This window comes from Kineosporia babensis (assembly GCF_021129305.1).
Lineage (GTDB): Bacteria > Actinomycetota > Actinomycetes > Actinomycetales > Kineosporiaceae > Kineosporia > Kineosporia babensis.
Window position 1 is genome coordinate 189,692 of record NZ_JAJOMB010000002.1, and the last position, 25,477, is coordinate 215,168.

Below are 25,477 nucleotides of genomic sequence, written 5' to 3' on the forward strand. Positions count from 1 at the left end.
GAGGATTACCCGCATGGCACCGGCTCCTCGGGATTGGTTCAGCAAGCAGTTCGGCGACACGTTCGACGAGAAGGCGCGCGAGATCGGCCGGTTCAACCTGGCCATCTTCGGCAAGACCGGGGTGGGCAAGAGCACGCTGGTCAACGCCATCTTCGGGGAGGACGTGGCCGAGACCGGGATCGGGCAGCCGGTCACCCAGGACAGCCACCTCTACATGCACGCCGACGGTCACTTCGGGGTGCTGGACACCCGTGGCCTGGAGATCGGCACCGACGACGAGACCATCCTGTCCGAGCTCAAGGACTACGTGCGCCAGATGCGGCGCCGGCCGCAGGCCGAGCAACTGCACGTGGCCTGGTACTGCGTGCGCTCGCTGGACCGGCGTTTCGAGGAGACGGAAGAGCACTTCATCCGGGAGCTGGACCGGCTCGGCCTGCCGGTGCTGCTGGTCCTGACCCAGGTCCCGATGCGCGAGGGCCGTTGTCACCCCGACGCGGTGGCGCTGCGCGACGACATCGCCGCGCGCGACCTGCCGCTGGTCAAGGACGAAATCTTCCTGACCAACGCCAAGGCCGACGACTTCGCCGGCCTGGAGGCGCACGGGCTGCAGGAACTGCTCGATGCCACCTTTCGCGTTGCCCCGGCCGGAGTCGAGGAAGCGCTGGTGGCCGCTCAGAAGATCGACCTGACGCGGAAACGGGAATCGGCGAACAAGGCGATCCGCACCGCGGTCGGGGCGGCCGCCGCGGCCGGGGCCACGCCGATCCCGTTCTCCGACGCCGCAGTGCTCGTGCCCATCCAGCTCACGATGATGGCGTCGATCGCGCACATCTACGGGGTGGGTGTGGACCGGGCCACGGCGGCGGCGCTGGCGGCTACCGCGGCGGCCACTGCTGGTGGGCGTTCCCTGGTGACCGGGCTGATCAAGTCGGTACCAGGGGCGGGCACGCTGATCGGCGGAGGCATTGCCGCGGCGGTCGCCTCCAGCGTGACCTGGGCGGTGGGTCAGGCCTGGACCACGGTCTGCTCGCACCTGTCGCAGGGCAAGCTCACCGGGGTTTCCGGAGCGCTGGACAGCGATGCGATCCGAGAGCTCTTCCTGGACGAGTTCCGTGGGAACATGCGCAAGAAGCTCCCCGGCGGCTACAGGCAACCAGGCGACTGAGACACGTCCTTAAGCTCTGAGACCCAAGGTGCCGGCCAGACGTCCGCAAGCTCCGCAACCAAGGTGGCAACGGACGTCCGCCATCAGTTCTTGCGACGCCACCAGGCCTGCTCGGGCTCGGAGATCGGCACCCGCGAACCCGGTGCGGCCGCCTTCTGCGTGACCTTGCCCTCCGAGGGCGCGAAGATGATCTGCGAGATCTGCTGGTAGTGCAGGTCCGAGTCCGGGATGTAGTTGATCGTGCTCAGCGCCTGGTCCTGACCGGCCGACTCCATCACGAACTTGCCGTACCCCAGCAGCTGGCCGGTCACCGTCCGGTCGTACCGCATGTCGGTGACCTTGCCCATCGGCATGATGTCGACCTGACGGGTGATGATGCCGTGGACCAGCATCAGCCGGCGGTCGGTGGCCAGGAACAGCTCCTCGTACCACTCCCAGGCCCGCAGGATGGTCCGGGCCAGCAGGAGCAGCCACAACCCGGTGAGGATCTGGGTGAGCAGGCCGGGCACGTTGTCCAGGCTGCTGGCCCAGGCCAGCAGGATCATCCCGAAGACCGACGTCGCCACCGGCTCGGCCAGCACCACCCAGTGCCGGCGCAGCATGAAGACGATCTGCTCGCTGGGGATGAGGTAGCGGTCCAGTTCTTTGGGGACGCCTGGGCCGAATCGTTCTGAATGCCCGACCATGCGGGTCACTCTAGGGCAGCTCAGCGTGGTTGTGGCTGATCAACTCGGGAATGTCACGCCTCGATATTCCCCTGAGGCAACTGTCGGCACTGTCGTCTCACTGCACCACAAGAAATTATGTCGACAGGAAAAATCGAGAAAGGGGTGTGTCATCACTACGAGCAAACTCCAGGCGCTCCGGGCCGCGCTGCCCGAGGCGAACCTGATCGTGGACGGCGACGTCCTGGCGAGTCTCAGCCAGGACGACGCGGAGTGGGCACCGGTCGGCCGGGCCCTGGCGGCGCTCCGGGCGACGAGCACCGACGAGGTCAGCCGGGCCGTGGCCGCCTGCGCCGACCTGGGCATCCCGGTGGTCAGCCGGGGAGCCGGCACCGGCCTGTCCGGCGGTGCCAATGCGGTGGACGGCTGCCTGGTGATCGATCTGTCGCGGATGAACCAGGTGCTCGAGATCGACGTGGAGAACATGATCTGCGTGGTCCAGCCCGGCGTGGTCAACAACGACCTGAAGGCCGCGGTCGCCGAGCACGGCCTGTGGTATCCGCCCGACCCGGCCAGCGCGCCCTGGTCGAGCATCGGCGGCAATGTCAGCACCAACGCCGGGGGCCTGTGCTGCCTGAAATACGGCGTGACCCGGGACTACGTCCTCGGCCTGGAGGTCGTGGTGGGCGGCCCGGCCGGCGCCTACGGCACGGTCACCCGGCTCGGCCGCCGGACCACCAAGGGCGTGGCCGGCTACGACCTGACCGGCCTGTTCGTCGGTTCGGAAGGCACGTTCGGCGTGATCACCGAGATCACCCTGCGCCTGCGCCCGGCCCGTCGGGAGGCCCCGCGCACCGTGGTCGGTGCCTTCCCCAGCCTGGTCGCTGCCGGTGCGGCGGTGGCTGCGGTCACCGCCGCCGGCCTGTTGCCCACCGCGCTCGAACTCCTCGACCGCGCCTGCCTGGAGGCGGTCGAGGACTGGAAGCACCTGGGCCTGGAAGCCGACGCCGAGGCTCTGCTGCTGGCCCAGATCGACACCCCGGGCGAGTCCGGCCAGCTCGAGGCCGCCGCCATGGCCGAGGTGTTCGAGAAGGCCGGTGCGCTGTGGGCCGCGGTCTCCACCGACGAGCAGGAGGCCGAGGCGCTGTTCGCCGCCCGCCGGCTCGCCTACCCGGCGCTGGAACGGCTCAGCCCGGTGCTGACCGAGGACGTCTGCGTCCCCCGCTCGCAGGTGCCCGCCATGCTGGCCTCGATCGTCGAGATCGGCGAACGGCACGGGGTTTCGATCGCGACCATCGCGCACGCCGGGGACGGCAACCTGCACCCGCTGATCCGTACCCCGGCCGGTGACGAGGCCGCGCGGGTGGCCGCTCAGGCCGCGTTCGAGGAGATCCTGAGCTCGGCGCTGGCCAAGGGCGGCACGGTCAGCGGGGAACACGGCATCGGCCTGCTGAAACGTGAGGGCCTGCGTAAGGAACTGCCGGCCGAGGTGCAGGCGATGCAGCTGGCGCTCAAGCAGACCCTGGACCCGCTGAACCTTTTCAACCCCGGCAAAGCGATCTGAGGCCCCTTTCGCCCGGGTGCCGGCCCGGATAAGACTGACGGCATGCGGAGCTTCGTTGTCACCGGCGGCGGCCGAGGAGTTGGACGGGCGGTCGTGGAACGGCTGTTGCTGGGCGGCGATGCGGTGGTCGCGGTCGAGCTGGACGCCCGCGCCCTGACCTGGATCGAAGCGGCGGGTGGGAAAGCGGTCGCGGTACGTGGAGACGCCTGTCTGGAGGAGGTGGCCGAGCGGGCGGCGCATCTGGCCGAGGAGATCGCGCCGCTGGCCGGCTGGGTCAACAACGCCGCGCTGTTCCGCGACGCCTCGCTCGACACCGACGATGCGGCAACCATTCTCGACCTGATCACCAGCAACCTCGCGGCCGCGGTGACCGGGTGCGCGGTGGCGGTGAAGCATTTTCTGGCGGCCGGGAGCGGGGGCGCGATCGTGAACGTCTCCAGCCACCAGGCCCAGCGGCCGGTGCGCGGGGCTCTGCCCTACGCCACCGCCAAGGCCGCGATCGAAGGGCTGACCAAGGCTGCCGCCGTCGACCACGGCCCGGCCGGGATCCGGGTGAACGCCGTGGCCCTGGGCTCGATCGAGACCGAGCGCTACCAGCAGTTCCTGGCCGGGCGGAACGCGGCCGAGGTGGCGGTGGTGAACGCGCAGATGGCCGAGCTGCATCCGCTGGGGCGGATCGGGCTGGCCGGTGAGGTGGCCGACGCGGTGGCCTACCTGCTCTCCGACACGGCCTCGTTCGTGACGGGGGCGGTGCTGCCGGTGGACGGCGGCCGGGCGGTGCGCGGCCCGGATCCCGAAGAGAATTAGGGACGAGGTGCTCACCTGAGCAGATACATGACTGTATGCATGTTGTTGCTCACGAACAGTGGTCTAGGATCGCCGCGTACTGCTGCATACCGGTCCGATTCGGGGAGGCCACCCTTCATGAGCACGGATGTCCCGCAGACCGCTGAGCCCACCGTCACCGGTGCTCCGGAGATCACCGACCCGCGTCTGGCGGCGGTGCACAAGTTCACCGACGAACTGGGTGCCCCGCAGGACGGCGCCTTCGACCGGATCGCGCAGATGGCGGCCAAGATCTTCGGCACGCCGATCGCCACGGTCAGCATCGTCGACGAGGACCGGGTCTGGTTCGCCGCCACCGAGGGCCTGGACGGGGTGGCCCAGGTCGGCACCGAGCCCGGCCTGTGCGCCTCGGTGGTCCACCAGGAGGGGCCCTACATCGTGCAGGACGCGCAGAACGACCCGCGCACCGCCGACCACCCGCTGGTCACCGGCGACCTGGGGCTGCGCTTCTACGCGGCGGCGCCGATCGAGGTGGAGGGGCACGCCCTGGGCACGGTCAACGTGATCGACCAGAAGAGCCGCCCGCAGCTCGACCCCACCCAGATCAGCCTGCTGGTGGACCTGGCCGCCACGGTCGCCCAGCTGATGGAGATCCGGCTGGTCGCGCTCACCGCGATGAAGGAACGCAAGGTCGTCCAGGTCTGAACGTTAAGACCTGATCAGGCTGCATTCATAAAGTCTCCACATGAATTGACCGGCCCGGCGGCGCCGGTATTACATGGGCGGCAGGCCCGGTGCGCAACCTGGTGACGCGGTTTCCGCAGCCTCGGAAATCCGCTGTCTCCGGCCGGTTTCGCCCGGTGCCCGGCGGCGGCGTGACCGCTTCGCGACGACCCTGACCGTCGCGCAATCGGTCACGCCGTCAATCAGCCCGTTCCCGGCTGGCCCGGGTCAGGTCCACGATCAGGTCCAGCCCGTCGGGCGCCGCGGATCCCCGCCCGAACGCGGTGCCGAGCACCGAGTCGTCACGGTGCACGCTGAGCCCGGGCGCGCTGCCCGAACGGCCCTGAAGCCGGCCGAAGATGTCGGGCAGGACGTTCGGCCCGGTGTAGCGGATCAGCTGCCGCAGGATCGCGATCCGCCAGATGTCCTGATGCCCGGTGTCCTCGCGCAGCCGGCTGAACAACGCGTCGAACAGCGTGAGCAGCTCGGCGAACCGGTCGGTCTCCAGCGGGTTCCCGCTCTGCCGGGGCACGAACGCGACCGCGCTGTCCACCGTGCGCTTCAGCTCCTCCGGGTCCATCTCCCGGGCCTGCGGCAGCAGCGCGTGCGCCAGCTCGGCCACCTGGTCGCGGGCGGACTGCTGGGTGGCGTGCGAGCGGGTCAGCAGCGCCTTCTCCAGGATGCTGAACTCGGTGATGCAGTCCGGGTCCAGATAGCCGGACGAGGACAGCGGCGCCACCCGCCGGATCCAGCGGGCCAGGCGCAGGTTCGCCCGGCGCTCGGCATTGTGGGCCAGCAGGTAGAGGGAGAGCGCGAACCCGGTGAGGACGGCGACCGCGGGGGCGTAGGGGAGCCAGCCCAGCGGGGTGAAGGCCTCGGGCCCGAAACCCAGCCACCAGAGCCCGGCACTGCCCAGCGCGGCCAGCCCGGTGATCCAGGCGAACAGATCCACCACCAGGACCAGGAACCCCCGGCCGCCGCGGCGGACATGGCGTTCGGTGATCTCCTCGGCGGCCAGGCGTGCGCTCTGGTCGAGATCCTCCACCCGGTAGGGGCGGATCGCCGCGCTGATCGCGTCCTGGGCCAGGGCCCGCCGCAACCGCCGGATCCCGGCCCGGCAGAGCCCGAAGGCCAGCACCGCACCGCCGAGAACCACGCCGAGCCAGAGCGTCTCGCCGCTCAGCCGGGCGGTCAGTTCCGCCCCCACCTCAGGTCACGTTCTCGGTGACGGCGTACGCGTAGCAGACCCGGTCGCCGCGCAGGTGGCTGCTGATCCGGCCGCTCTGCTGCAGCACGATCAGGGCGTGGGCCACGTCGTCCCGGTCGAACTGGGTGCCCAGGATGATGTCCACGACGTCGAGTTGCAGCCACGGACGCCGGGCCAGGTAGGTCATCACGGTTCGCGCGGTGGCGATGCGGTCCGCGTTGGGGACGAACCCACGAGCGGACGCGGACGGGCGGCGCTGCGGGGTACGTCGGGGCGGCGTCTTGTCACGCAAGGACGTCCGTGGTGAACGTTGTGAGGGAACCGCACCGGTGTTGTTCAGGGGCAGCGGGGCAGCGGACATGCCCGTCCGGCTCACGGTCGGCGCGGACCGTCGGCGGAGCGGCTGAACAGGAGACGGTTGCGCCGGGAGTACGGCCAGTTGCCCGGGCTCCTCGTACCTGCCTACCCGCGCGCTGACATCGTCCTCTGGTGGTTCTTCTTCCTCCTGATACCGGCGGGCCAGGGTCCGCTGGTAATCGGCCTGGTAGGCCGCCCGGTCGTCCTCGACGGTCTGGTTGTAGGGCTGGTGATACACCTTGTCGAACTGCGGATTACCGGCCGCCGGCTCGTCGTCGTAGTACTCGTCCTCGTCGAAGTCCTCGTCCGGCTGCGAATAGTCCGGGCCGGGATAAGCCTCGGGGTAACCGTCGGAGGATGTTTGACTCCGAAACGATTCTTCGTCGCCGGCCATTGTCCCGAGTGATTCACCGACCGGTCCGGAATCGGGATTTTCACCGGCTTCGTAAGAATCTTCCGGCCATTGTGAACTGGAATGGCGGGGTCGACGGCGATCGCGCCGGCGCGGGTACGGCGTCGCGGAAGAACCCGGATCCCCGGCTCGGTAAGAGTTGGGGGCGGGGAAGGGGTCTGGGCCTCCGACGGGCGAGCGGTACTCCGGCACGGCGCGACTATAGCCCTGGGTATTTGCCTGATAGCGCTATGTGTTCACCGCGCCACGCCGCAACTTGCCGAGTGCCGGGAGTTATCGGCTAAACCGGGCGGTCGAGATCCGGCGACCGGGCATTGCAGCGCCGGTGCCATGGCCTCCGTCATCCTTTTCCGGTAATTTTGGCCCGAAGTTTCGTAAGGCACCGAGCAGGCGCTATCGCGGGACTTTGTCCATGGCGCCCGTTCGGACGGTGAGTTCGTATTCCGGCCGCAAAAAACCGGCGCAAACGCCCGGAGCGTCTTATATTGACTTCGCCCAGCGGCTGCTTCAGCTTCAGGCACCGGGGGAGTGCGTCGAAGAGCCAGGTAACTATCTGACCGCTTCCGGGAGGACATCGGTGCTGGACGCTCGCCGTGCCTCGTACTTGGTCGTGTTCGTCGGCCTGGTGCTGGCCGGGCTGTACGCCCTTCAGCTCGGGCCGACCGTCGAGGCGATCAGTTCGGCAGTCGTCGGGGTGGGGACCCTCGCGGTCATGGCAGTCGGGTTCCTGGTCCACCGCCCGGAGCACCGGCCGCCCTGGTTCGTGCTGTTCCTGGGCGCCATCAGCTTCCAGATCGGGGTCCTCGCCCGGCCGTGGGCCACCGAGCAGTCCGGTCCGGCCTCCTTCACCGCCGACATCTTCTCCGTCGGCGGGTACGCCCTGGCCATCCTGGCCCTGCTGCTGATGTTGCGCCGGCAGGCCGGGCTGCAGCGGCACGCCGTGGTCGACGGCGTCATCGTGGCGCTCGGGGCCGGGCTGATCGCCGTCGAGTTCTTCGCGCTGCCGGCCGCCCGGCTCGGCAACCGGCCCGAACTGGTCTCCCTCCTGGCCGGCCTCTACCCGCTGTGGGACATCGTGATCCTGCTGCTGGTCGTGAACCTGGGTTTCACCACGGCCACCCGGCTACCCAGTTTCCGGTTCCTGGCGCTGTCCCTCACGGCTGTGTTCGTCGGTGACATCGGCTACGCGATCATCGGCGCCCGTGGCCAGCTGACCGGGTCCGCCTTGCTCGACCTGCCGTTCCTGATCGCCTTCCCCCTGCTCGCGGCCGCCACCCTGCACCCCTCGATGATCGAGATGAGCTTCATCCGGCCGCGCCAGGTCCAGGCCTGGTCGCCGCTGCGGCTGGCGCTGATCCTGCCCGCGCTGGCCACTCCGCTGGTGGTCATCGTGGTGATCCACGGCAACGAGAGCAACAACCTGGTCCTGGCGCTGGCCACCGGCGGGCTGATCGGCGCCCTGATGTTCCGCTCGGTCTCCGCGGTCCGCAGCAACGCCGAGATCCAGCGCGGGCTGGTCTTCCGGGCCACGCACGACCCGCTCACCCGGCTGCCCAACCGCGATCTGCTGGCCCAGCACGTCGACGAGATGCTGCAGGCCCGCCGGCAGGACGGGATCTGGCTGCTCTACCTCGACCTGGACGGGTTCAAGCTGGTCAACGACCACTGGGGGCACGAGGTCGGCGACCTGCTGCTGGTCGAGGTGTCCAAGCGGCTGCACGAGATCACCCAGCCGTTCGCCGTGCTCGCCCGGATCTCCGGCGACGAGTTCGTGGTGGCCGACCACGGTCCGGCGGCCCAGGCCGAGACGATGGCCGAGAAGATCCAGGCCGAGCTGACCAAGCCGATCGAGCTGCCCGGGATCGAGCTGGTGACGGTCGCCTCGATCGGGATCGCCCAGCTGACCGACCAGCGCGACGCCGAATCGCTGCTGCGCGACGCCGATCTGGCGATGTACCGGGCCAAGTCCGAGGGCCGGGGCCGGATCAAGGTGTTCGACGCCGGGATGCGCCAGACCGTGCGCGAGCGGGTGGAGATCGAGCTCGCCCTGCGTCAGGCCGTGCAGCGCAACCAGCTGTGGCTGTCCTACCAGCCGATCGTCGACCCGCTCACCGGCCGGGCCGGCGGTGCCGAGGCGCTGATCCGCTGGACCCACCCGGAGCGCGGCCCGATCTCACCGGTCGAGTTCATCCCGGTGGCCGAGGAGACCGGCCTGATCGACCAGATCGGCACCTTCGTGCTGGAGGAGTCGCTGCGGCAGATGGCGCTGTGGCGGGACGAGGGCCTGCTGCCCGAGCGCTTCTACATGTCGGTCAACGCCTCGGCCCGGCAGTTGCGCGACCACACCCTGCGCGGCCAGATCGCCGACGGTCTGCGGGTCTACCGGCTCGGGCCGGAGCGGCTGACGATGGAGATCACCGAGTCCATCCTGGTCGGCGACAGCACCCAGGTGGTGGACGTGCTCAACAGCCTGCGCGGGCTGGGGGTCGGCCTGTCGGTGGACGACTTCGGCACCGGCTACTCGTCCCTGAGCTACCTGAGCCGGTTCCCGGTGACCACGGTGAAGGTGGACCGGGCCTTCGTCACCGGCCTGGGCGTGGACCCGGGTGACGAGGCGATCGTCCGGGCGATCGTGGCGATGTCGACGGCGCTGCACCTGAACGTGATCGCCGAAGGTGTGGAGACCACGGCCCAGCGCGACGCCCTGATCGCCCTGGACGTGTCACGCTGCCAGGGCTGGCTGTGGGGCAAGGCGGTGGCTCACGACGAGTTCGCCGAGAAGCATCTGCGGGTGCTGCAGGACGAGTCGGCCTGGACCCCGCCGCTGCAGCAGACCGCCGGAGCACCGCAGTCCGGGGTCAGCAACAACTGACAACTAAGCGGTCTTCGGCTCCGGGAACTCGTAGCCCCAGAAGACCTGGGCGTCGAGCCGGACCCGCTGGACCCCCGGCAGAAAGTTGTCGGTCAGCTGCTCGAGGACCCCGGCCAGCCGCGCCCGGGTGGCGTGCTCGCAGATGTCCAGGCAGATCAGGCCGGCCGCGCCCTCGGCATCCCGGCAGACCATCTCGATCAGCTGGGTCATCGCGCCGGTGCCCTGGTAGGCCGGGTCCACCGCGACGAAGCTGACGTACCAGATCCGCTGCTGCTCATACAGGTTCGGCCAGCGTCGCTGGAAGTACTCCGGCGAGATCAGGTGTACCGCATCGAGATTGGTGGTCACGGCCGCCAGCGCGGCGGCCCGCCCGAGCTCGGGATCGCGGATCGCGTACTTCGTCACCCGCTTGTCCTGCATCAACTCGTCGAACTCGGCCCGCAGCATCAGGTGCCGCTGGACCGCCAGGCTGCGCAGGTCGTCGAACGCGTTCTCGTAGAGGGACCAGTAACCGCCGTCGTCGTCCTCGAGTCTGCCGGACACGATCTGCTCCACCGCCGGAACCCCTCTTCCCACGCGACCTGATCGAATGACACCACTTCGTGCAGACGATACGCGCTGAAAGCGAGGTTTATGGGTGTTTCTACCCTTTTAGGCAGCCGTCGCGTCCGGGAACTCGTAGCCCCAGAACACCTGGGCGTCCAGGCGCTTGCGCTTGAGGTTGGGCAGGTGCTGGGCCGCCATCCGCTCGATCCCGATGGCGAACATCCGGCGTGAGCGGTGCTCGCAGATGTCCACCACGAACATTCCGTCGGCGGCGTTGACGTCGGCGCACATCCGCTCGATCAGCTGGCTCGCGGCCGGGCTGCCCTGGTAGTCCGGCGCCACCGCGAGGAAGCCGATGTACCAGATCCGCTGCTGGGCATACAGTTCCGGGTACTGGTGCTGGAAGTACTCGGGGGAGACCAGCGGCACGGCGTGCAGATCGTTGGTCATCGTGGAGAGCGCGACGAGCCGGCCGGTCTGCGCGTCGCGGACCATGTACTTGGTCACCCGCTCGTCGAGCATGACCTCTTTGAACTCGGTGTCGTACATGAGGTGGCGCTGGACCGCCTGGTGCCGCAGGTTCTGGAAGGCGTCCTGGTACAGGGCCCAGAATTCGCCGTCGTTGTCCTCGACGCTGCTGGTGACGATCAGTTCCACCGTAGTTCCTCCGCACGTTCCGTTGTTCGTGAGGATGACGTTAGGTGGTCGCGAGGGCGACAGGTAGTGAGCTAGAGCCCAGCTGAGTGACTTAGCGTGCCCAATTGCCCCCGCTGGGACGTCAGTGGTTACTCGCTGTTGCTAGCTGAACAACTGAGGGAGAGTGATCAGCATGATCAGTGACCAGGTGGCGTGGGTGGCCATCGGCGCCAGGATCCCGCCGGTGGCCCGGCGCTCCAGGCCGAGCACGGCCCCTAGCACCAGGGCCGCGAACACCAGCATCGGATTGCGGGTGGCGATCGTGGCCACCGCGTAGACCAGCGTCGAGATCAGCACCGGATGCCGGCGGCCGATCGCCGCGAACAGGGCGCCGCGGAAGAACACCTCCTCGGCCAGGCCGTTCAGCAGGGTCACCGCCGCCACCAGCAGCACCGCGCCCTCGCGTTCGTGGGCCAGCACGTGCGTCACGAAATCACGCAGCGGCGGGATCTCCCGCACCACCAGAGCGCCCGCTACGAAGATCGCCCCGGCCACCAGTCCCAGCGCGATTCCATTCAGCAACGGACGTCGCAGGGCGCCTTCGCGAGTCGTCCAACCTAGGTGCAGTGGTCCGGAGGCCAGCCCGCCGACCGTCCAGATCACGGCGACCAGCAGGGTAAGGGGGTAGAACACGGGGTCGCCCGGTTCCACCGACAGGGAGATCCCGAGCAGGACGGCCCCAAGGACGAGCGTGACTGCGGTGACGATGCGCCGGCGGCGAAAGCGCGAGTCCGGCTCCCAGTGATCGCGCGGCACTCTTTCAATCAGGGACGATCGCAGCAGGTTCTCGACGGCCCGTCCGGTTGCGGTACGGCGTAGGTAGCGGTGCGACTGCTCGAGCCGGCGGCTCGCCCGGGCCTCCAGCCCCGAACGGGTCGGGTTCTGGGTGCCCTTGGTCACGACGAGGTTTCCCGCGCCTCGCCCTGCTCAGGTTCGCGCTGGTCCGGTTCGTGCTGCTCTTGTTCGGCCCGTTCGCGTTCGGCCAGGGCCAGCCGGACCGCCTCGTCGTAGCCGATCGAGGGCCCGGGGACGATCTGCTCGATCGAGCGGTCGCGCACCACCACCTCGTTGATCATCGAGTCCACCAGGGTGCGCCCGGTGGCCGTGTCCACGTCGGTGACCAGGGCCAGCCAGCGCGAGGAGAGGCCGGGCGTGAGCAGCGGCACGGTGACGTTGGGCAGCCGTTTGTCCATGATCTGCGCGGCCCGGGCCAGCATGTCCTTGTAGCGCAGCACCTCCGGGCCGCCGATCTCGAACACCCGGCCCCGGGCCGCCTCCGGCTCCAGCACACCCTCGAGGTAGCGGATCACGTCGGGCAGGGCGATCGGCTGGGTCCTGGTGTTCACCCAGTGCGGCGTCACCATCGCGGGCAGGTGGTCCACCAGCTGGCGGGTGATCTCCCAGCTGATCCCGCCGTGCCCGACCACCACGGCGGCCCGCAGCACCGTCACCGGCACCCCGGCCAGTGGCAGCAGCTGCTCCACCTGGCGGCGCGAGCGCAGATGGGCCGAGAGCTGCCCGTCGTCCTCGCCCAGCCCGCCCAGGTAGACGATCCGTTCCAGCCCGGCCCGGGCGGCGGCCTCACCGAAGTTGAGGGCGGCCTCGGCGTCCTTCTGCTCGAAGTCCTCGGACTCCAGCGAGTGCACGAGATAGTACGCGGCGTCGCAGCCGGCCATCGCCGCGGCCAGGCTGTCGGTGTCGGTGACGTCGCCGAAGACCGCTTCGCCCGCTCCGGAGTAACGATCCGGCTTCCGGGTCATCGCCCGCACGGTGTGACCCTTGCGTTCCAGACGCTGCGCCAGGTGTGAGCCGATGAACCCGGAGGCGCCGGTGACCAGCACTGTTCTTGCCATGTGCCCAGTCTCGCGGCGCCGGGCGGATCGGGCACCCGCAGTCCGCCCGGCCCGTTTGCTCCCGATCGGCCCAGAGCTGGTGATCCCGCCGCGCCCGGTGAGGCAGAATAGTTCGCTCACCGGACATACCTCGTTCACCGGTTCGACGGCCCGGAGCCATCGACGGCCCGGGGATGCCGGACGGCCTGCGTCCCCCTGGTTCTTACGGAGCTCGTGCAATGAAGACTGTGATCACCTTCGGCACCTTCGATGTCCTGCACATCGGTCACCTGCGCATCCTGGAGCGGGCCAAAGCGCACGGCGACCGGCTGGTGGTCGGCGTCTCCTCGGACGCGCTGAACATGAGCAAGAAGGGCCGCAACCCGATCTTCAGCGAGACCGAGCGCAGCACCCTGATCGAGGCGCTGCAGGTGGTGGACGAGGTGTTCGTCGAGGAGTCGCTGGAGCTGAAGGCCGAGTACGTGCAGAAGTACGGCGCCGACGTGCTGGTGATGGGCGACGACTGGGCGGGCCGGTTCGACTGGATCAAGGAGCACTGCGAGGTGGTCTACCTGCCGCGCACCCCCTCGATCTCGACCACCGCGGTGATCGAGAAGATCTCCAAGCTGCCCAGCGCCTGAGAAGCCGCACCGCCCGGTGTCCGGTTTAGCTATTTATGCTGAATTTAGCGCCGAATCGGTGGACGCCGATCAGCGTGGCGCGTAGATTTCAGGGATAGCGAAAATCAGATTCGGGGGCGTCTGAACAGGGGTTGATCCGGCGGTTCTGGCCACATTTGTGCTGGTCAGCGCGAGTCAAAGGGGCGGCTCGCCGGAGATCGGCTTTATCGACCGAAATGGCAAGGCGCATTCAAGTTGTGCCGCTTTTGTCGGTATTGCCAATAATTCTTGTTCAGCTGAAGGCGTCAGCCGGAAACTTTTCGTCAGTGGGCTTTCAGTCCACGCCGCACAGGCCCTCGGGCGGTGCTCCGACCCCTCCCGGAGCACTGCCCGAGTCTGCTGTCCAGGCCCGCCGGGCGGGCAACCGGTAGGAGCCGTCGCTCTACTGCGGCAGCCGCCGGCCGGCCAGCTGCCGCCAGATCCAGCTCTCCGGCATCCGCGCCCCGGTGACCACGTACTGCGCGGTGCCCTCACTGAGCAGCGTGGTCTGCAGCTCGCGCTGCGCCACCCGGGTCCCGGCCACCAGCAGTTCGTCGTTCAGGTGTAGTTCGGTGTCGTCCGCCGGGGCGATCGTCGCCTCCCCGTCGCGCAGCAGCATCAACGGCACCACCGGCAGCCGCTCGTCCCGGTCGTCCGGGTCGCGGAACAGGTCTCCGATGGTCAGCGGCACCCGGCCCTCCTGACCGGCGTGCCGGCGCTGACGCTGGCGCGGCGGAACCGCCTCCGGATCCAGGTATCCGGCCAGGGCGGGCGCCTGCCACGACGTCAACTCGACGTTCCAGACGTCCTTCATGAACTGCCCGCACCGGTCCTTGATCCGGTGGATCAGATCGATCGCCTCCTGCTCGCCCCGCTGCGGCATCTCCTCCAGGAAACGCCAGAGCGTCGGGGTGGAGAGCCGGGCGTACGCCTCCCGGGCCACCATGTCGGCCGGCACCAGCAGCATGTCCAGGTGCATGGCGGTGAACAGCGACTGGTTGGTCGGCAGGTTCTGCCGCCCGGCCACGTACAGGTCGGGGTTGCGCTGCCGGGCCGCGGCGATCAGCGAGAGGTTGGTGGTGTCGTCGTCGGTGCCGGCCACGAAACCCACCGCGTGGTCGATCCCGGCCTCGTCCATCACCTCCGGCTCCGAGCCGTCGCCGTGGATCACCTTCGGCAGGCGCTCGATCGGGATTCCCAGCTCAGCGGCCAGGAACTCGTCCGAGGGCGGGTCCGGCTCGATCACCACGACGTCCAGGCCCTCGGCAAGCAGGTCGCCCACCACCTCCTGGCCGAACCGGCCGTAGCCGCAGACCACCCACAGCCCGTCGGCCGGTGGGGAGCCCGGCGGCGGCTGCTCCGAGCCCGGGCCGGCCTCCAGCCAGGAGTACAGCCGGAACGAGGCCGGGGCGCTCAGCGCCATCCGCAGGTGGTCGCCGAACCGGTCGAACGGGTTGATCACGGTGGGCGAGCCCCAGGCCAGCATCCGGTCCTCCACCGGGGCCGAGATGGTGCGGGCGATCACCGGCAGGTCCGGCCGCAGCAGCGCCGCGGTCATGGTGATCGCCAGGTTCACGTCGTCGTCGTCGGTGAGCGCCAGCACGGCCTCGCAGTGCGGGTTCTTCAGCCCGGCGAGCTTGAGGTTGAACGGGTTCGAGGCATCGGCGTTCAGCCCCGGCGGGTCGGCGTAGTACTGGTCCACGTCGAGCGACTCGATCCGGGTGGCTTCCTTGTCCACGGCCACGAAGTTGCGCCCGAGGTGGTCCCAGGCCTGGCCCAGTCGCTGCCCGGTGTGCCCGTAGCCGGCGATCAGCAGGAACGGCTCGCGCATCCGCTCCACCCGGCCGGTGAACCGCCGCATGTCCAGCGCGGTCCGGAAACCGCGGTCCTGCAGCAGCGACAGCAAAGTACCGATGGCGTACGCCCAGCCGACCACGCTCAGGTAGATGCTGGCGGTCATCACCAGGCGCTGCTCGGCGGTGAACGGGTACGGGATCTCGCCGAAGCCGATCGTGCTGGCCGTGTAGGTGATCACGTAGAAGGCGTTGAACATGCCCATCCGGTGCGGCTCGCCCTCGGGCGTCTCACCCGGGGCCACCGCCAGCGCGAACGTGGTGATCGCGACGATGATGATCAGCACGATCAGCGGGGTCCGCATCCGGCGCATGATCAGGAAGATCGGCGCCGAGACGGCCTCGATCCCGCGCGAGCTGAGCGGGCCGCCGCTCGGGCCGGGCAGGTCACCGGCCTGCCGGAACCGGGAGATGGCCTGCCACCGGCCGGCCCCGGTGATCAGCGCGTTGGTGGCCACCGGGTCGTGGTTGAGCGGGGCCGGCTCCAGCGGGGCGCCGGGTTTGCGGGCACCCGGCGGCCGGCGGGTGCCGTAGCGCCGGCCCGGATGCCGGTCGTGCCAGCGCTCCTGCTCGGTCCGGGGTCTTTCGGGCGGGTGCATCAGCGGCGGTGGAACGAAACGGTCTCGATCACCAGCAGCACCACCGAGACCAGGTTGGCCAGCAGGGCACCGCCGGACAGCGACACGATGCTGGCCATCGCGTGCTCGTCGAGACCGGAGGTGGAGATGTAGTCGGCGTAGATCCAGACCAGCGTGGCGGCGATCAGCTGCAGGTCGGCGACCAGGCTGGTGGCCAGGTGCACCGCGCCGATCTGGGTGCGGTCACCGAACTTCAGCACCGTGGTGATCAGGCTGACCACCACCGCGGCGTACAGCTCGTACTCACTGTGCAGCTCGTGGTTGGAGATGTCACCGATGAAGAAGCCGAAGTTCAGCGTGGCGGCAAGCAGCACGAAGAAGCCGAAGATCACTTTCTCGAGGTTCATCGACCCCTCCGGTCGAACGGTGCACGACGGTGTACGTGATGAAACAGGACGGATGCATCCTGCACCCCACCGATGCGTGAACGCTCATCGGGATGCCGCAGTGCCCGTCGGCCGGGCTCCGATCCCCAGCGATCCGCCCACCGCCATCACCACGATCATCCCGGCGACCAGCAGCATCGGCGGGACCCAGGAGCCGGTGGCCGCATGCACCGCTCCGACGATGATCGGCCCGAGCGCGCCCAGAATGTAGCCCACGCCCTGCACCGTCGCGGACATCCGCCGGGCGTCGTCGGAGTTCAGCGCCCGGGCCACCACCACGCTGAAGATCACCGTGAAGCCGCCGCCCTGGGCGAAGCCGCCCAGGCAGGACCACAGCACCCACAGCGCCGGGGCGAAGGCCAGGCCCAGCGGGAGGCTGATCCAGCAGGTGCAGACCAGCAGCAGGGCGGCCCGGCTGGACAGACCCCGCCGGATCGCCCAGGGCAGGCCGAACGCCGACACCAGGGCGAGCATCTGGAACAACGAGGCGCTGCCGCCGGCCTGGGTGGCGCTCAGGCTCTGCTGATCGGCCAGCAGGGTGGGCAGCCAGGCGGTCACGCCGTAGTAGCTGAACGACTGCCCGGCGAAGCAGAACACCATCCCGGCCACCAGACGCCGGTTCATCGGGGTTTTCGAACTGGGGACGCCGGTGGGCTCGGGGGGTGCGCTCTCCTGGGTGACCGGGGTGGCCCGTTTCCAGGCCAGTGCGGCCAGGAGCACCACCAGAGCCCAGGTCAGCAGGGCCCAGCGCCAGGTCAGCCAGCCGGCCAGCGGCGCGCCCAGGGTGGTGGCGGTCATCGCGCCCAGGTTCATCGCAGCCGTGTAGAAGCCGGTGACCTCGGTGGTCCGCCCGGCGAAGTCCCGCCCGATGATCACCGGCACCACCACGTTGGCGATGGTGATGCCCAGCCCGATCACCACGGTCCCGGCCAGCGCGGCCCCCAGGCCACCGGCCGAGCGCAGCACGATCCCGGCCAGCACCACGGCCAGCGCGATGTGCATCGAGTTGTTGATCCCCGAGCGTCGGGTGAGCACCAGCACCAGCGGGGTGGCCAGGCCGAAACAGATCACCGGCAGGGTGGTGAACAGCCCGGCGGTGGCGCTGTCGATGTCCAGAGCGGCCTGGATGTCGGCGATCGCCGGGGCCACGGAGATGAACGGGGCCCGCATGACGAACGCGATCAGCAGCAGTCCGGCCAGGAGCACCAGGGGCAGGGTGGTGCGCCGGGTCTCGGTGATGGTCACGGGCGCCGAGTTTAGGCAAATTCGTAGGATGAATTTGCCAGGGGCCTCGCGCCCGGCCTGGTCACCGGCCCGTACCCTGCCGTTCATGTCCTTGCGCAGTGCCCGTCGAACCCCTGCGGGGAATGCCCGGTGAACCCTGGCAGGGAATGCCCGTCGAACCCCGGCGGGAACCGATGACCTACCTGCACCCGAGCTGGCAGCTGTCCGCCGGCTGCGCCGTGCTGCTCGCCGTCCTGTGGGGCGCACTCTCGCTGAGCCCGCGTTCCGGCCCGGTGGAGGTGCTGCGCTCGTTCGCCCGCGAGTTCGCCGTGGTGATGACCCTGCTGGGGATCTGGCAGTACGTCGGCCGGCTGGTCCGCACCCGGGTCGACGGCGCCTACCAGCACGCCGAGCAGGTCCAGGAACTGCAGCGGCTGCTGCACCTGCCGGACGAGCTACGGCTGCAGGAACTGGTCCTGCCGCACGACTGGCTGGTCCAGGCGATGAACGTCTACTACGCCTTCGCCCACCTCAACGGCATGGCGATCTTCCTGGTCTGGATCTGGTGGCGACGCCGCGAGTCGTTCCGCGCGGTCCGCAACACCCTGGTCGGCACCACCCTGATCTGCCTTCTGGTGCAGATGATTCCGGTTGCCCCGCCCCGGCTGCTGCCCGGTGCCGGCTTCGTAGACACCGCCCTGCAGTACGGGCAGTCGGTCTACGGCGAGTACGCCACCGGCGTGGCGGCCCAGCTCACCGCCATGCCCTCGGTGCACGTGGCCTGGGCCGCGATCGTCGGCTGGTACATCACCGGACTCGGCCGGGGCCCGCTGCGCTGGATCGGCCTGACCCACCTGGTGCTCACCGTGCTGGTGGTCGTGCTCACCGCCAACCACTGGTGGCTGGACGGGATCGTGGCCGCCGCGATCATGCTCGCCGTACTGACCGTGCAGCGGCTGGTCTCGACCGCGCTCGCCCGCAGGCCGGAACCCGAGCCGGTGCCCTCACCGGTGTGACGCGTACAGCTCCTTGGCCAGGGTGACCAGTTCGCGCACCAGCAGGGGAGTTTCGTCGCGGCGCCAGGCCAGCCACACTGGTGAGGGCTCGGCGTCGCGCACCGGGCGGTAGACGACGCCCGGCCGCGGGTACTGCGCCACCGTCGCCTCCGACGTCATGCCCACGGCCTGACCGGCGGCGATCATGGTCAGCCACTCGTCGACCGAGTGCGAGTCCAGAACCTGGGCCGGACCGGCTCCTTCGGGCCACAGGTCCAGCGTGGTGGTGCCGGTGCGCTGGTCGACCGAGATGGTCCGCCCGGCGAAGTCCCGCAGCCGGACGAAGCGGCGCCGGGCCCACGGGTCGTCGGTCGCCACCGCGGCGAAACGGGCCTCGGTGGCGATCAGTTCGGTGGTGATGTGGGCGTGCCGGGACCCGGGCAGAGGCCGCCGGATCACCGCGACATCCGCGGTGCCCTCGGCCAGCCCGGCGGTCGGGGTGTTGGACTGCACCAGAGCCAGCCGGGTGCCGGGATGCTGCCGGGCCCAGGTGCGCTGCAGGGCCACGGTGTGCCGGCCGAGCGCCGACCAGGCAAAACCGAGCCGCAGCTGCGGATCCACGACGTGCTGCAGCTCGGCCACCTCGGCCAGGATCCGGCGGGCCCGGGCGATCACCGTGACCCCGACCGGGGACGCCTCGACGTGCCGGGTGGTGCGGTGCAGCAGCACCACGCCGAGCTCGGCCTCCAAGGCCGCGATCGAACGGGAGACCGCGGCCTGGGAGACCCCGAGCTCGATCGCCGCGTCGGTGAAGGTCCCGTTCTCGGCCACCGCCACCAGGCTGCGCAGCTGGCGCAGCTCCAGACCCGGTCTCGGGGGCCGCTGGGGATTCATGACTTCATCGTATGAATAGCGACTGCGCTGCATTTCTCCAACCCGCCGCAGGAGTCGCACAGTGGCGGTATGACGACGGTAGAAGACCTGATCGAGCCCCGCCGGGCCGAGCGCGACGGCTTCCACGGCAGTCTCCCGATCTCCATCGCCACCATGCTCTTCAGCGGCACCAGCAGCCAGGTCGGGGCCGCCGTGGGCGCCCAGGCGTTCGGCGCGATCGGCCCGGCCGGAGTGGTCGGGGTCCGCCAGCTCGTGGCCGCGGCCGTCCTACTGCCCATCGCCCGGCCACCGATGCACCGCTTCACCTGGCGCCAGTGGTGGCCCACCCTGGCCCTCGGGGTGGTGTTCGCGGTGATGAACCTGGGCCTGTACACCGCGATCGACCGGATCGGCCTGGGTCTGGCCGTGACCCTGGAGTTCCTCGGCCCGCTGAGCGTGGCACTGGCCCGCTCCCGCACCCGGCTGGACGCCGCCTGCGCGGTCCTGGCCGGAGCCGGAGTGGTGGTGCTGGTGGCGCCCGGCCCGAGCAGCGACTGGCTGGGCATCGGCGCCGGACTGCTCGGCGCCCTGTGCTGGGCCGCCTACATCCTGCTCAACGCCGAGGTCGGGGCCCGGCTCCCAGGCCTGCAGGCACCGGCCGCAGCCTCCACGGTGGCGGTGATCCTCTACCTGCCGGTCCTGATCACCCTGGCCGTGAACGAGAAGTTCACCCTGGCCGCGTTCGCCGTGGCGGCCGCGGCCGGCCTGGGCTCCTCGGCCGTGCCCTACGCCTGCGACCTGATGATGCTCCGCCGGGTCCCGGCCCAGTTCTTCGGCGTCTTCATGAGCGTCCAGCCGGTCCTCGCCTCGGTGGTGGGCATCGTGCTGCTGGGTGAACTGCTCGGCGCCCGCGAATGGGCCGGCGTGGTCATGGTCATCGCCGCCAACGCGATCACCACCACCCGCTCGTACACCCGGGCCCGCAACGCTCAGGCCGGGACCGGAATCAGCCGATAGACCTTCCTGTGGAGACGGGCCGCGAGGGCGGAGCCGACTTCGGGTCGGCGGCCCGGGGCGTGCTCGCCGACCTGCGTGCCTGGGTCGGCCTGGAGAGCTGGGCGATCCTGCGCCGCGACGACGAGGAGCTCGTCGTCATGCTCACCATCGACGACACGTTCGGCCTGTTCGACGGCCAGACCCGGCCCTGGGCCGAGTCGTACTGCTGCCAGGTGGTGGAGTGGGGCCGGCCCGAGGCGGTGCCCGACGCCGCCGAGAACCACCTGCTGACTCAGGCCTTCAAGAACGACCGGGTGCTGGCCGGTGCCGCGCTGATGGTGCCGTTGCGATCCCCCGAGGGCAAGGTGCTCGGCGCTCTGAGCGGGCTCTCGGCCCGGCCGGTGCCCGATCTGGAACGCCACCTGCCGGCCGTGCGCCGTCAGGCCGCCCTGCTCGGGGCCCTGCTGGGCTACGAGCTCTCCGTACAGCGCGAGGACCGCCGCGACCAGAGCCCTCCGGTGGAGTTCACCGACCTGCTCACCGGCCTGGCCAACCGCCGGGCCTGGGACGACGCGCTTCGGGCAGAGGACGCCCGGGCCACCCGTTACGCCGGCTCGGCCGCGGTGCTGGTGCTCGACATCGACGGCCTGCGCCGGGTCAACTCCGGCACCGGGCACGCCAGCGGCGACGACGTACTGATCACCACCGCCACGGTACTGGCCGGCCGGATGCGCTCGGTCGACTTCGTGGCCCGGATCGGCGGCGACGAGTTCGGCGTGCTGATGCCCGAGACCACCGCCGAACAGGCCAATATCGTGCTCAGCGACCTGCGCAAGGCCCTGGCGGCGGCCGGGGTGACGGCCTCGTTCGGGGTGGGCCAGCGGCGCAGCAACACCGGCCTGCAGGCCGCCTGGCGAGCCGCCGACGTCGAGATGTACGCCGACAAGATCCAGACGGCCGGCCGCCGGATCCCGCGCCAGCCGAGCGTCTCCTCCGAAGAGGACGGTCCGAAGGAGCCCTACGTCGGCCCGGAACGGCGCCGCAACGTGGGCCGTCGTGACGAGGACGAGGCCGTCCGGCAGATCCCCGAACAGCCCAAAAAATCTGCTGAAGAACAGATCCCGGGGCAGGCCGAGGCCGAGGCCGTGCAGGCGCTCGCGGTGGAGACCGTAGGGCGCCGGCTGACCAGCGTGGACGCCCTGCTCCAGCTGGCCAAGGACCAGCTCGGGATGGACGTGGCCTTCCTGGGCACGTTCGAGGGCAGGACCGGGCAGCAGCGGGTGCGCAACCTGGTGGCCTCGATCGACGTGCCGGTCAGCGTCGGCCAGCTGCAGCCGATCGACGACACGTACTGCAAGGCGCTCACCGACGGCCGGCTCGCCTCGGTCATCCCGGACACCGCAAAAGATCCGGTCACCCGGGCCCTTTCGCTGACCCGCGAACTGTCGATCGGCTCGCACGTGGGGATACCGCTGCACCGGCGCGACGGGCGGCTCTACGGCACCCTGTGCACCTGGTCCACCGCCCCCGACGAAGCCCTGCGCGAACGCGACGCCGAGGTGCTGCGGGCGATCGGCACGGTGGTGATGGACCTGGTCGACATCGAGGACCGGACCGAGCGCGACCGGCACCAGATGCTCGACCGGATGGACCGGCTGATGGCCAACGGCGGGCCCGGCGTGGTGTTCCAGGCGGTGCACGCCCTGGAGGGCCTGAGTACCGTGGGCGTGGAGGCGCTGAGCCGGTTCCCGGCCGGCAGCGGCCGCCCGGACGAGTGGTTCACCTCGGCCAGCCGGGCCGGGGTGGGCCTGGAGCTGGAACTGGCCGCGGTCCGCAACGCCCTGACGATTCTGCCTGCGCTGCGCGGGTTCCTGGGGATCAACGTCTCCCCGCGTACCCTGGTCTCGCCCGCCTTCGGCCGGCTGGTCACCTCGCTGCCGCTGAGGAGCATCGTCATCGAGATCACCGAGCACGAGGCGGTCGACGACTACGACGCGCTGAACGAGGTGCTGCGGCCCTGGCGGGAGCGCGGGATGCGGGTGGCGGTGGACGACGCCGGGGCCGGCTTCGCCAGCATGCGGCACGTGCTGACCCTGGTCCCGGACTTCATCAAGCTGGACATCTCGCTGGTGCGCGGCATCGACGAGGACCCGGCCAAGCGCGCCCTGGCCGGGGCGCTGGCGGCCTTCGCCCAGAAGATCGGCAGCAGCGTGATCGCCGAGGGGATCGAGACCGCGGCCGAACTGTCCTGCCTGCGCAGCCTGAAGGTGGAGTTCGGCCAGGGTTACCACCTGAGCATGCCGGGCCCGCTGGCCGACGAGATGCGCAAGGACGGCGAGAGCCTGCCCGAGCCGGCGACCCATCACCAGACGTGATGGCTGACCCTCGTCGCTGTGATGCGTCGGGGTCTGGACAATCTCTACTGTCTAGGTAGAGTAATCGACATGGAACAGGTGAGCACGTCGACGGCGGGGCCGTGTCCCGCCGCTGCGGCCGGTTGTTGTTGTCGCTGCTGACTCTTCGAGAGATCACTGCCTGAGGACGCCGGTGGGCGCCCGTCCTTCGTATCGTCCGGTTCCGTCCGGCCCGGGTTCCGGGTGACCGGCGGACCGTCCTGAAAAAGCACTGAAAAACGCACGCCACCCGACTTTTGCCGGTCGGTGGTGCGCTGCCGCACGGCCACATCCATGATCCGGGGAGACGGTGCACCATGTCTGTCGAGTTCATCAGCGCGATCAACGTCAATCCGGCCAACGAGATCAACCGGCTCGGCCGGTTCGACATCGACGTGCCCTACCTGAAGCGCTACTCCCGCCTGCTGGAGGACGGCGGCTTCGACTACACCCTGGTGCCCTACGGGTCTCCCGGGCACGACCCGTTCACCATCGCCTCCGCGGTGACCCAGTACACCGAGCGGATCAAGCCGATCGTGGCGCTGCGCCCGAACACGCTGTACCCCACGGTGGCGGCCAAGGCTCTGGCCACGCTCGACCAGCTCTCCGGTGGTCGCGCAGTGGTCCACTTCATCGCCGGCGGCAGCGACCATGAGCAGCTGCGCGAGGGCGACACCCTGGACAAGGTGAGCCGTTACGAGCGGCAGGAGGAGTACATCCGCATCCTGCGCCGGGTCTGGAGTGAGACCGAACCCTTCGACCACGAGGGAAAGTACTACCGGTTCAAGGATTTCGTCTCGCGGGTACGGCCGGTCAACGGCACCGTCCCGGTCAGCGTCGGCGGTTCGTCGGACGAGGCCTACCGGGTGGGCGGTGCGCTCGGCGACATCTTCGGCCTCTGGGGCGAGCCGCTGGCCGAGACCGCGCAGCAGATCAGCCGGTTCAGCGAAGAGGCACGTAAGGCCGGGCGTAGTGACGTGCCGCGTACCTGGGTCACCTTCCGCCCGATCATCGCCCCCACTGAGGAGCTGGCCTGGGAGAAGGCGCACCGCACGCTGGAGGTGCTGAAAGGTACCACCCAGGGCGCGAAGTCGTTGTGGTCGCAGGCCAAGAACTGGAACGGCCCGGAGGGGCCGGCCAACGTCGGCTCGCAGCGCCTGCTCGAGATCGCCTCGAAGAAGGATCTGCACGACCGCGCGTTGTGGACCCCCACGGCCACCGCGACCGGCGCGGCCGGGGCGTCCACTGCTCTGGTGGGCAGTTACGAGACGGTGGCCGCGGCCATCCTCGACTACATCGACCTCGGCGCCGATCTGATCTCGATCCGCGGCTACGACAACCTGAACGACGCGGTGGACTACGGTCGCTACCTGATTCCGCTTGTGCGGCAGGAGCTTGCGCACCGTGAGGCCACTGGTGAGCGCGGTACCGTGGTCCGGCAGGATCCGCTGGAGAACAGTGGCCTGGTGACGTCGTGACGCTGCAGATCGCTGATGTCGAACTGGGGGACGACCTGCTCCAGGACGTCAAGGAGCGGCTGGCTGAGGGGGCGGCCGAGAACGATCGCACGGGCGAGTTTCCGTGGGTCGGCATTCAGATCGTGCACGATGCCGGGCTGCTGCGGGCGGGGATCGGAAAGGAATACCAGGGAGCGGGTCTCAGCGCGGTCGACAGCGTTCGCCTGTTCCAGGCACTGGGGGCCGGCGATCCGTCGGTGGCGCTGCTCACCGCTATGACGGTGTTCCAGCACCAGGCACAGGCCAAGGCGCCGTGGTGGCCGGAGGAGTTGTACCGCCAGGTGGTGGCCGACTCGTACGACCGGCCGGTACTGCTGAATGCGGTGCGGGCCGAACCCGAGTGGGGTGCCCCGGCCCGGGGTGGCCTGCCGGCGACCACGGTGCGCAAGGTCGAAGGCGGCTGGATCCTGAACGGCCGCAAAGGTTTCGCGACCGGTTCGGAAGGGTTGGCCTATCACCTGGTGTGGGCCACCACCTCCACCGATCCGGACGACAACCCGCTGCTCGCCCACGCCGTGGTTCCGGGTGACGCCCCGGGCATCGAGATCATCCGTACCTGGGACCATCTCGGCCTGCGGGCCAGCAGCACCCACGACGTGATCTACACCGACGTCTTCATCCCCGAGGACAACTTCCGCGGGGTTCCGCTCTCCGAGCAGGGCCGCGACCTGCCCGGCGCGCTGGGCCTGGGCCTGTCCGCGCTGTACGTCGGCGTCGCCCGCGCCGCCCAGGCCTGGTTCGTCAAGTTCGCCAACGAGCGAATCCCCACCTCACTCGGCCGCCCGATCGCCAGCACCGAGCGCATCCAGTCGGTGGCCGGTGAGATCGAGGTCCAGCTCATCCAGGCCGAAGAGGTGCTGCTCGGCCTGGCCGCCGGCCTCGATGCGAACGACCCCAGAGCCGGCCGCCGGGTGCTCAGCGCCAAGATCATCGCCACCCGTAGCGCGGTCATGGCCGTGCAGACCGCCGTGGCGGCCCTCGGCAACCCGGCGCTGACCCGGCACAACCCTCTGCAACGCCACCTGCGCGACGTGCTCTGTTCGAGGGTGCACCCGCCCCAGGACGACGCGGCCCTGCTGATCGCCGGCCGCACCTCCCTCAAACGCTGAGCCCGCACA

At 69.6% G+C, this 25,477-nt stretch carries 22 protein-coding genes; 11 read left to right on the forward strand and 11 right to left on the reverse strand.

Annotation, left to right across the window (positions count from 1 at the left end; genetic code table 11):
• Window positions 1-13 precede the first annotated feature (13 nt).
• On the forward strand, window positions 14-1,165 hold the full coding sequence (locus LR394_RS04345) for a GTPase family protein (protein WP_231439041.1): 1,152 nt from the start codon (window positions 14-16) through the stop codon (window positions 1,163-1,165).
• Window positions 1,166-1,248: 83 nt separating this feature from the next.
• Here LR394_RS04345 and LR394_RS04350 read toward each other — a convergent pair whose 3' ends face one another.
• Window positions 1,249-1,851, reverse strand: a complete 603-nt coding sequence (locus tag LR394_RS04350; protein WP_231439042.1) for a PH domain-containing protein — start codon at window positions 1,849-1,851, stop codon at window positions 1,249-1,251.
• Between the two features lie 208 nt (window positions 1,852-2,059).
• Here LR394_RS04350 and LR394_RS04355 point away from each other — a divergent pair, with 208 nt between their 5' ends.
• The 3 genes from LR394_RS04355 (at window position 2,060) to LR394_RS04365 (ending at window position 4,885) form a co-directional block, all read left to right on the forward strand.
• Window positions 2,060-3,394 (forward strand): FAD-binding oxidoreductase, encoded by a 1,335-nt coding sequence (locus LR394_RS04355; protein ID WP_231439043.1) that lies wholly within the window; start codon window positions 2,060-2,062, stop codon window positions 3,392-3,394.
• 42 nt (window positions 3,395-3,436) lie between these two features.
• Entirely contained in the window at window positions 3,437-4,201 is a 765-nt protein-coding gene (locus LR394_RS04360) for an SDR family NAD(P)-dependent oxidoreductase (RefSeq protein WP_231439044.1), read from the forward strand.
• A gap of 117 nt (window positions 4,202-4,318) precedes the next feature.
• Window positions 4,319-4,885, forward strand: coding sequence for a GAF domain-containing protein (locus LR394_RS04365; RefSeq protein ID WP_231439045.1), 567 nt, complete (start codon window positions 4,319-4,321; stop codon window positions 4,883-4,885).
• 217 nt (window positions 4,886-5,102) lie between these two features.
• Here the strand turns inward: LR394_RS04365 and LR394_RS04370 are convergent, their stop codons facing one another.
• On the reverse strand, window positions 5,103-6,110 hold the full coding sequence (locus tag LR394_RS04370) for a hypothetical protein (protein WP_231439046.1): 1,008 nt from the start codon (window positions 6,108-6,110) through the stop codon (window positions 5,103-5,105).
• Window position 6,111: 1 nt separating this feature from the next.
• On the reverse strand, window positions 6,112-6,861 hold the full coding sequence (locus LR394_RS04375; protein ID WP_231439047.1) for a hypothetical protein: 750 nt from the start codon (window positions 6,859-6,861) through the stop codon (window positions 6,112-6,114).
• Between the two features lie 595 nt (window positions 6,862-7,456).
• Between LR394_RS04375 and LR394_RS04380 the strand changes: the two genes are divergently transcribed.
• On the forward strand, window positions 7,457-9,751 hold the full coding sequence (locus LR394_RS04380) for a putative bifunctional diguanylate cyclase/phosphodiesterase (RefSeq protein WP_231439048.1): 2,295 nt from the start codon (window positions 7,457-7,459) through the stop codon (window positions 9,749-9,751).
• Window positions 9,752-9,754: 3 nt separating this feature from the next.
• On the opposite strand, the gene LR394_RS04385 is transcribed toward LR394_RS04380, so the two are convergent.
• The 4 genes from LR394_RS04385 to LR394_RS04400 form a co-directional block, all read right to left on the reverse strand.
• Window positions 9,755-10,294: a GNAT family N-acetyltransferase gene (locus LR394_RS04385; RefSeq protein ID WP_231439049.1), complete on the reverse strand. Its 540-nt coding sequence runs from the start codon at window positions 10,292-10,294 to the stop codon at window positions 9,755-9,757.
• A 108-nt stretch (window positions 10,295-10,402) separates the two neighbouring features.
• Entirely contained in the window at window positions 10,403-10,954 is a 552-nt protein-coding gene (locus LR394_RS04390; protein WP_231439050.1) for a GNAT family N-acetyltransferase, read from the reverse strand.
• A 141-nt stretch (window positions 10,955-11,095) separates the two neighbouring features.
• Complete coding sequence (locus tag LR394_RS42685) at window positions 11,096-11,776, reverse strand: CPBP family intramembrane glutamic endopeptidase (RefSeq protein ID WP_407936982.1); 681 nt, start codon at window positions 11,774-11,776, stop codon at window positions 11,096-11,098.
• 113 nt (window positions 11,777-11,889) lie between these two features.
• Window positions 11,890-12,846 (reverse strand): NAD(P)H-binding protein, encoded by a 957-nt coding sequence (locus LR394_RS04400; RefSeq protein ID WP_231439052.1) that lies wholly within the window; start codon window positions 12,844-12,846, stop codon window positions 11,890-11,892.
• A gap of 218 nt (window positions 12,847-13,064) precedes the next feature.
• On the opposite strand from LR394_RS04400, the gene LR394_RS04405 reads away from it, so the two are divergent.
• Complete coding sequence (locus LR394_RS04405; protein ID WP_231439053.1) at window positions 13,065-13,466, forward strand: adenylyltransferase/cytidyltransferase family protein; 402 nt, start codon at window positions 13,065-13,067, stop codon at window positions 13,464-13,466.
• A gap of 421 nt (window positions 13,467-13,887) precedes the next feature.
• Here LR394_RS04405 and LR394_RS04410 read toward each other — a convergent pair whose 3' ends face one another.
• The 3 genes from LR394_RS04410 to LR394_RS04420 all read right to left on the reverse strand — a co-directional run bounded on the left by LR394_RS04410 (window position 13,888) and on the right by LR394_RS04420 (window position 17,606).
• Entirely contained in the window at window positions 13,888-15,936 is a 2,049-nt protein-coding gene (locus LR394_RS04410) for a potassium channel family protein (RefSeq protein ID WP_231439054.1), read from the reverse strand.
• Window positions 15,936-16,322 carry a DUF6394 family protein gene (locus LR394_RS04415; protein WP_231439055.1) on the reverse strand — a complete coding sequence of 129 codons (387 nt, stop codon included), beginning with the start codon at window positions 16,320-16,322 and terminating at the stop codon, window positions 15,936-15,938. Before LR394_RS04415 ends, LR394_RS04410 begins: the two co-directional genes overlap by 1 nt.
• A gap of 84 nt (window positions 16,323-16,406) precedes the next feature.
• Window positions 16,407-17,606 (reverse strand): MFS transporter, encoded by a 1,200-nt coding sequence (locus LR394_RS04420; RefSeq protein WP_231439056.1) that lies wholly within the window; start codon window positions 17,604-17,606, stop codon window positions 16,407-16,409.
• A gap of 98 nt (window positions 17,607-17,704) precedes the next feature.
• Between LR394_RS04420 and LR394_RS04425 the strand changes: the two genes are divergently transcribed.
• Window positions 17,705-18,601: a phosphatase PAP2 family protein gene (locus LR394_RS04425; RefSeq protein ID WP_231439057.1), complete on the forward strand. Its 897-nt coding sequence runs from the start codon at window positions 17,705-17,707 to the stop codon at window positions 18,599-18,601.
• Here the strand turns inward: LR394_RS04425 and LR394_RS04430 are convergent.
• Window positions 18,590-19,474: a LysR family transcriptional regulator gene (locus LR394_RS04430; protein WP_231439058.1), complete on the reverse strand. Its 885-nt coding sequence runs from the start codon at window positions 19,472-19,474 to the stop codon at window positions 18,590-18,592. The two genes, LR394_RS04425 and LR394_RS04430, sit on opposite strands and share 12 nt — an antisense overlap.
• A gap of 69 nt (window positions 19,475-19,543) precedes the next feature.
• On the opposite strand from LR394_RS04430, the gene LR394_RS04435 reads away from it, so the two are divergent.
• The 4 genes from LR394_RS04435 (at window position 19,544) to LR394_RS04450 (ending at window position 25,468) form a co-directional block, all read left to right on the forward strand.
• Complete coding sequence (locus LR394_RS04435) at window positions 19,544-20,470, forward strand: EamA family transporter (protein ID WP_231439059.1); 927 nt, start codon at window positions 19,544-19,546, stop codon at window positions 20,468-20,470.
• Window positions 20,471-20,478: 8 nt separating this feature from the next.
• On the forward strand, window positions 20,479-22,824 hold the full coding sequence (locus LR394_RS04440) for a GGDEF domain-containing phosphodiesterase (protein ID WP_231439060.1): 2,346 nt from the start codon (window positions 20,479-20,481) through the stop codon (window positions 22,822-22,824).
• A gap of 335 nt (window positions 22,825-23,159) precedes the next feature.
• Window positions 23,160-24,320: an LLM class flavin-dependent oxidoreductase gene (locus LR394_RS04445; protein ID WP_231439061.1), complete on the forward strand. Its 1,161-nt coding sequence runs from the start codon at window positions 23,160-23,162 to the stop codon at window positions 24,318-24,320.
• Window positions 24,317-25,468: an acyl-CoA dehydrogenase family protein gene (locus tag LR394_RS04450; protein WP_231439062.1), complete on the forward strand. Its 1,152-nt coding sequence runs from the start codon at window positions 24,317-24,319 to the stop codon at window positions 25,466-25,468. The genes LR394_RS04445 and LR394_RS04450 overlap by 4 nt, the downstream gene beginning before the upstream one ends.
• Window positions 25,469-25,477 lie beyond the last annotated feature (9 nt).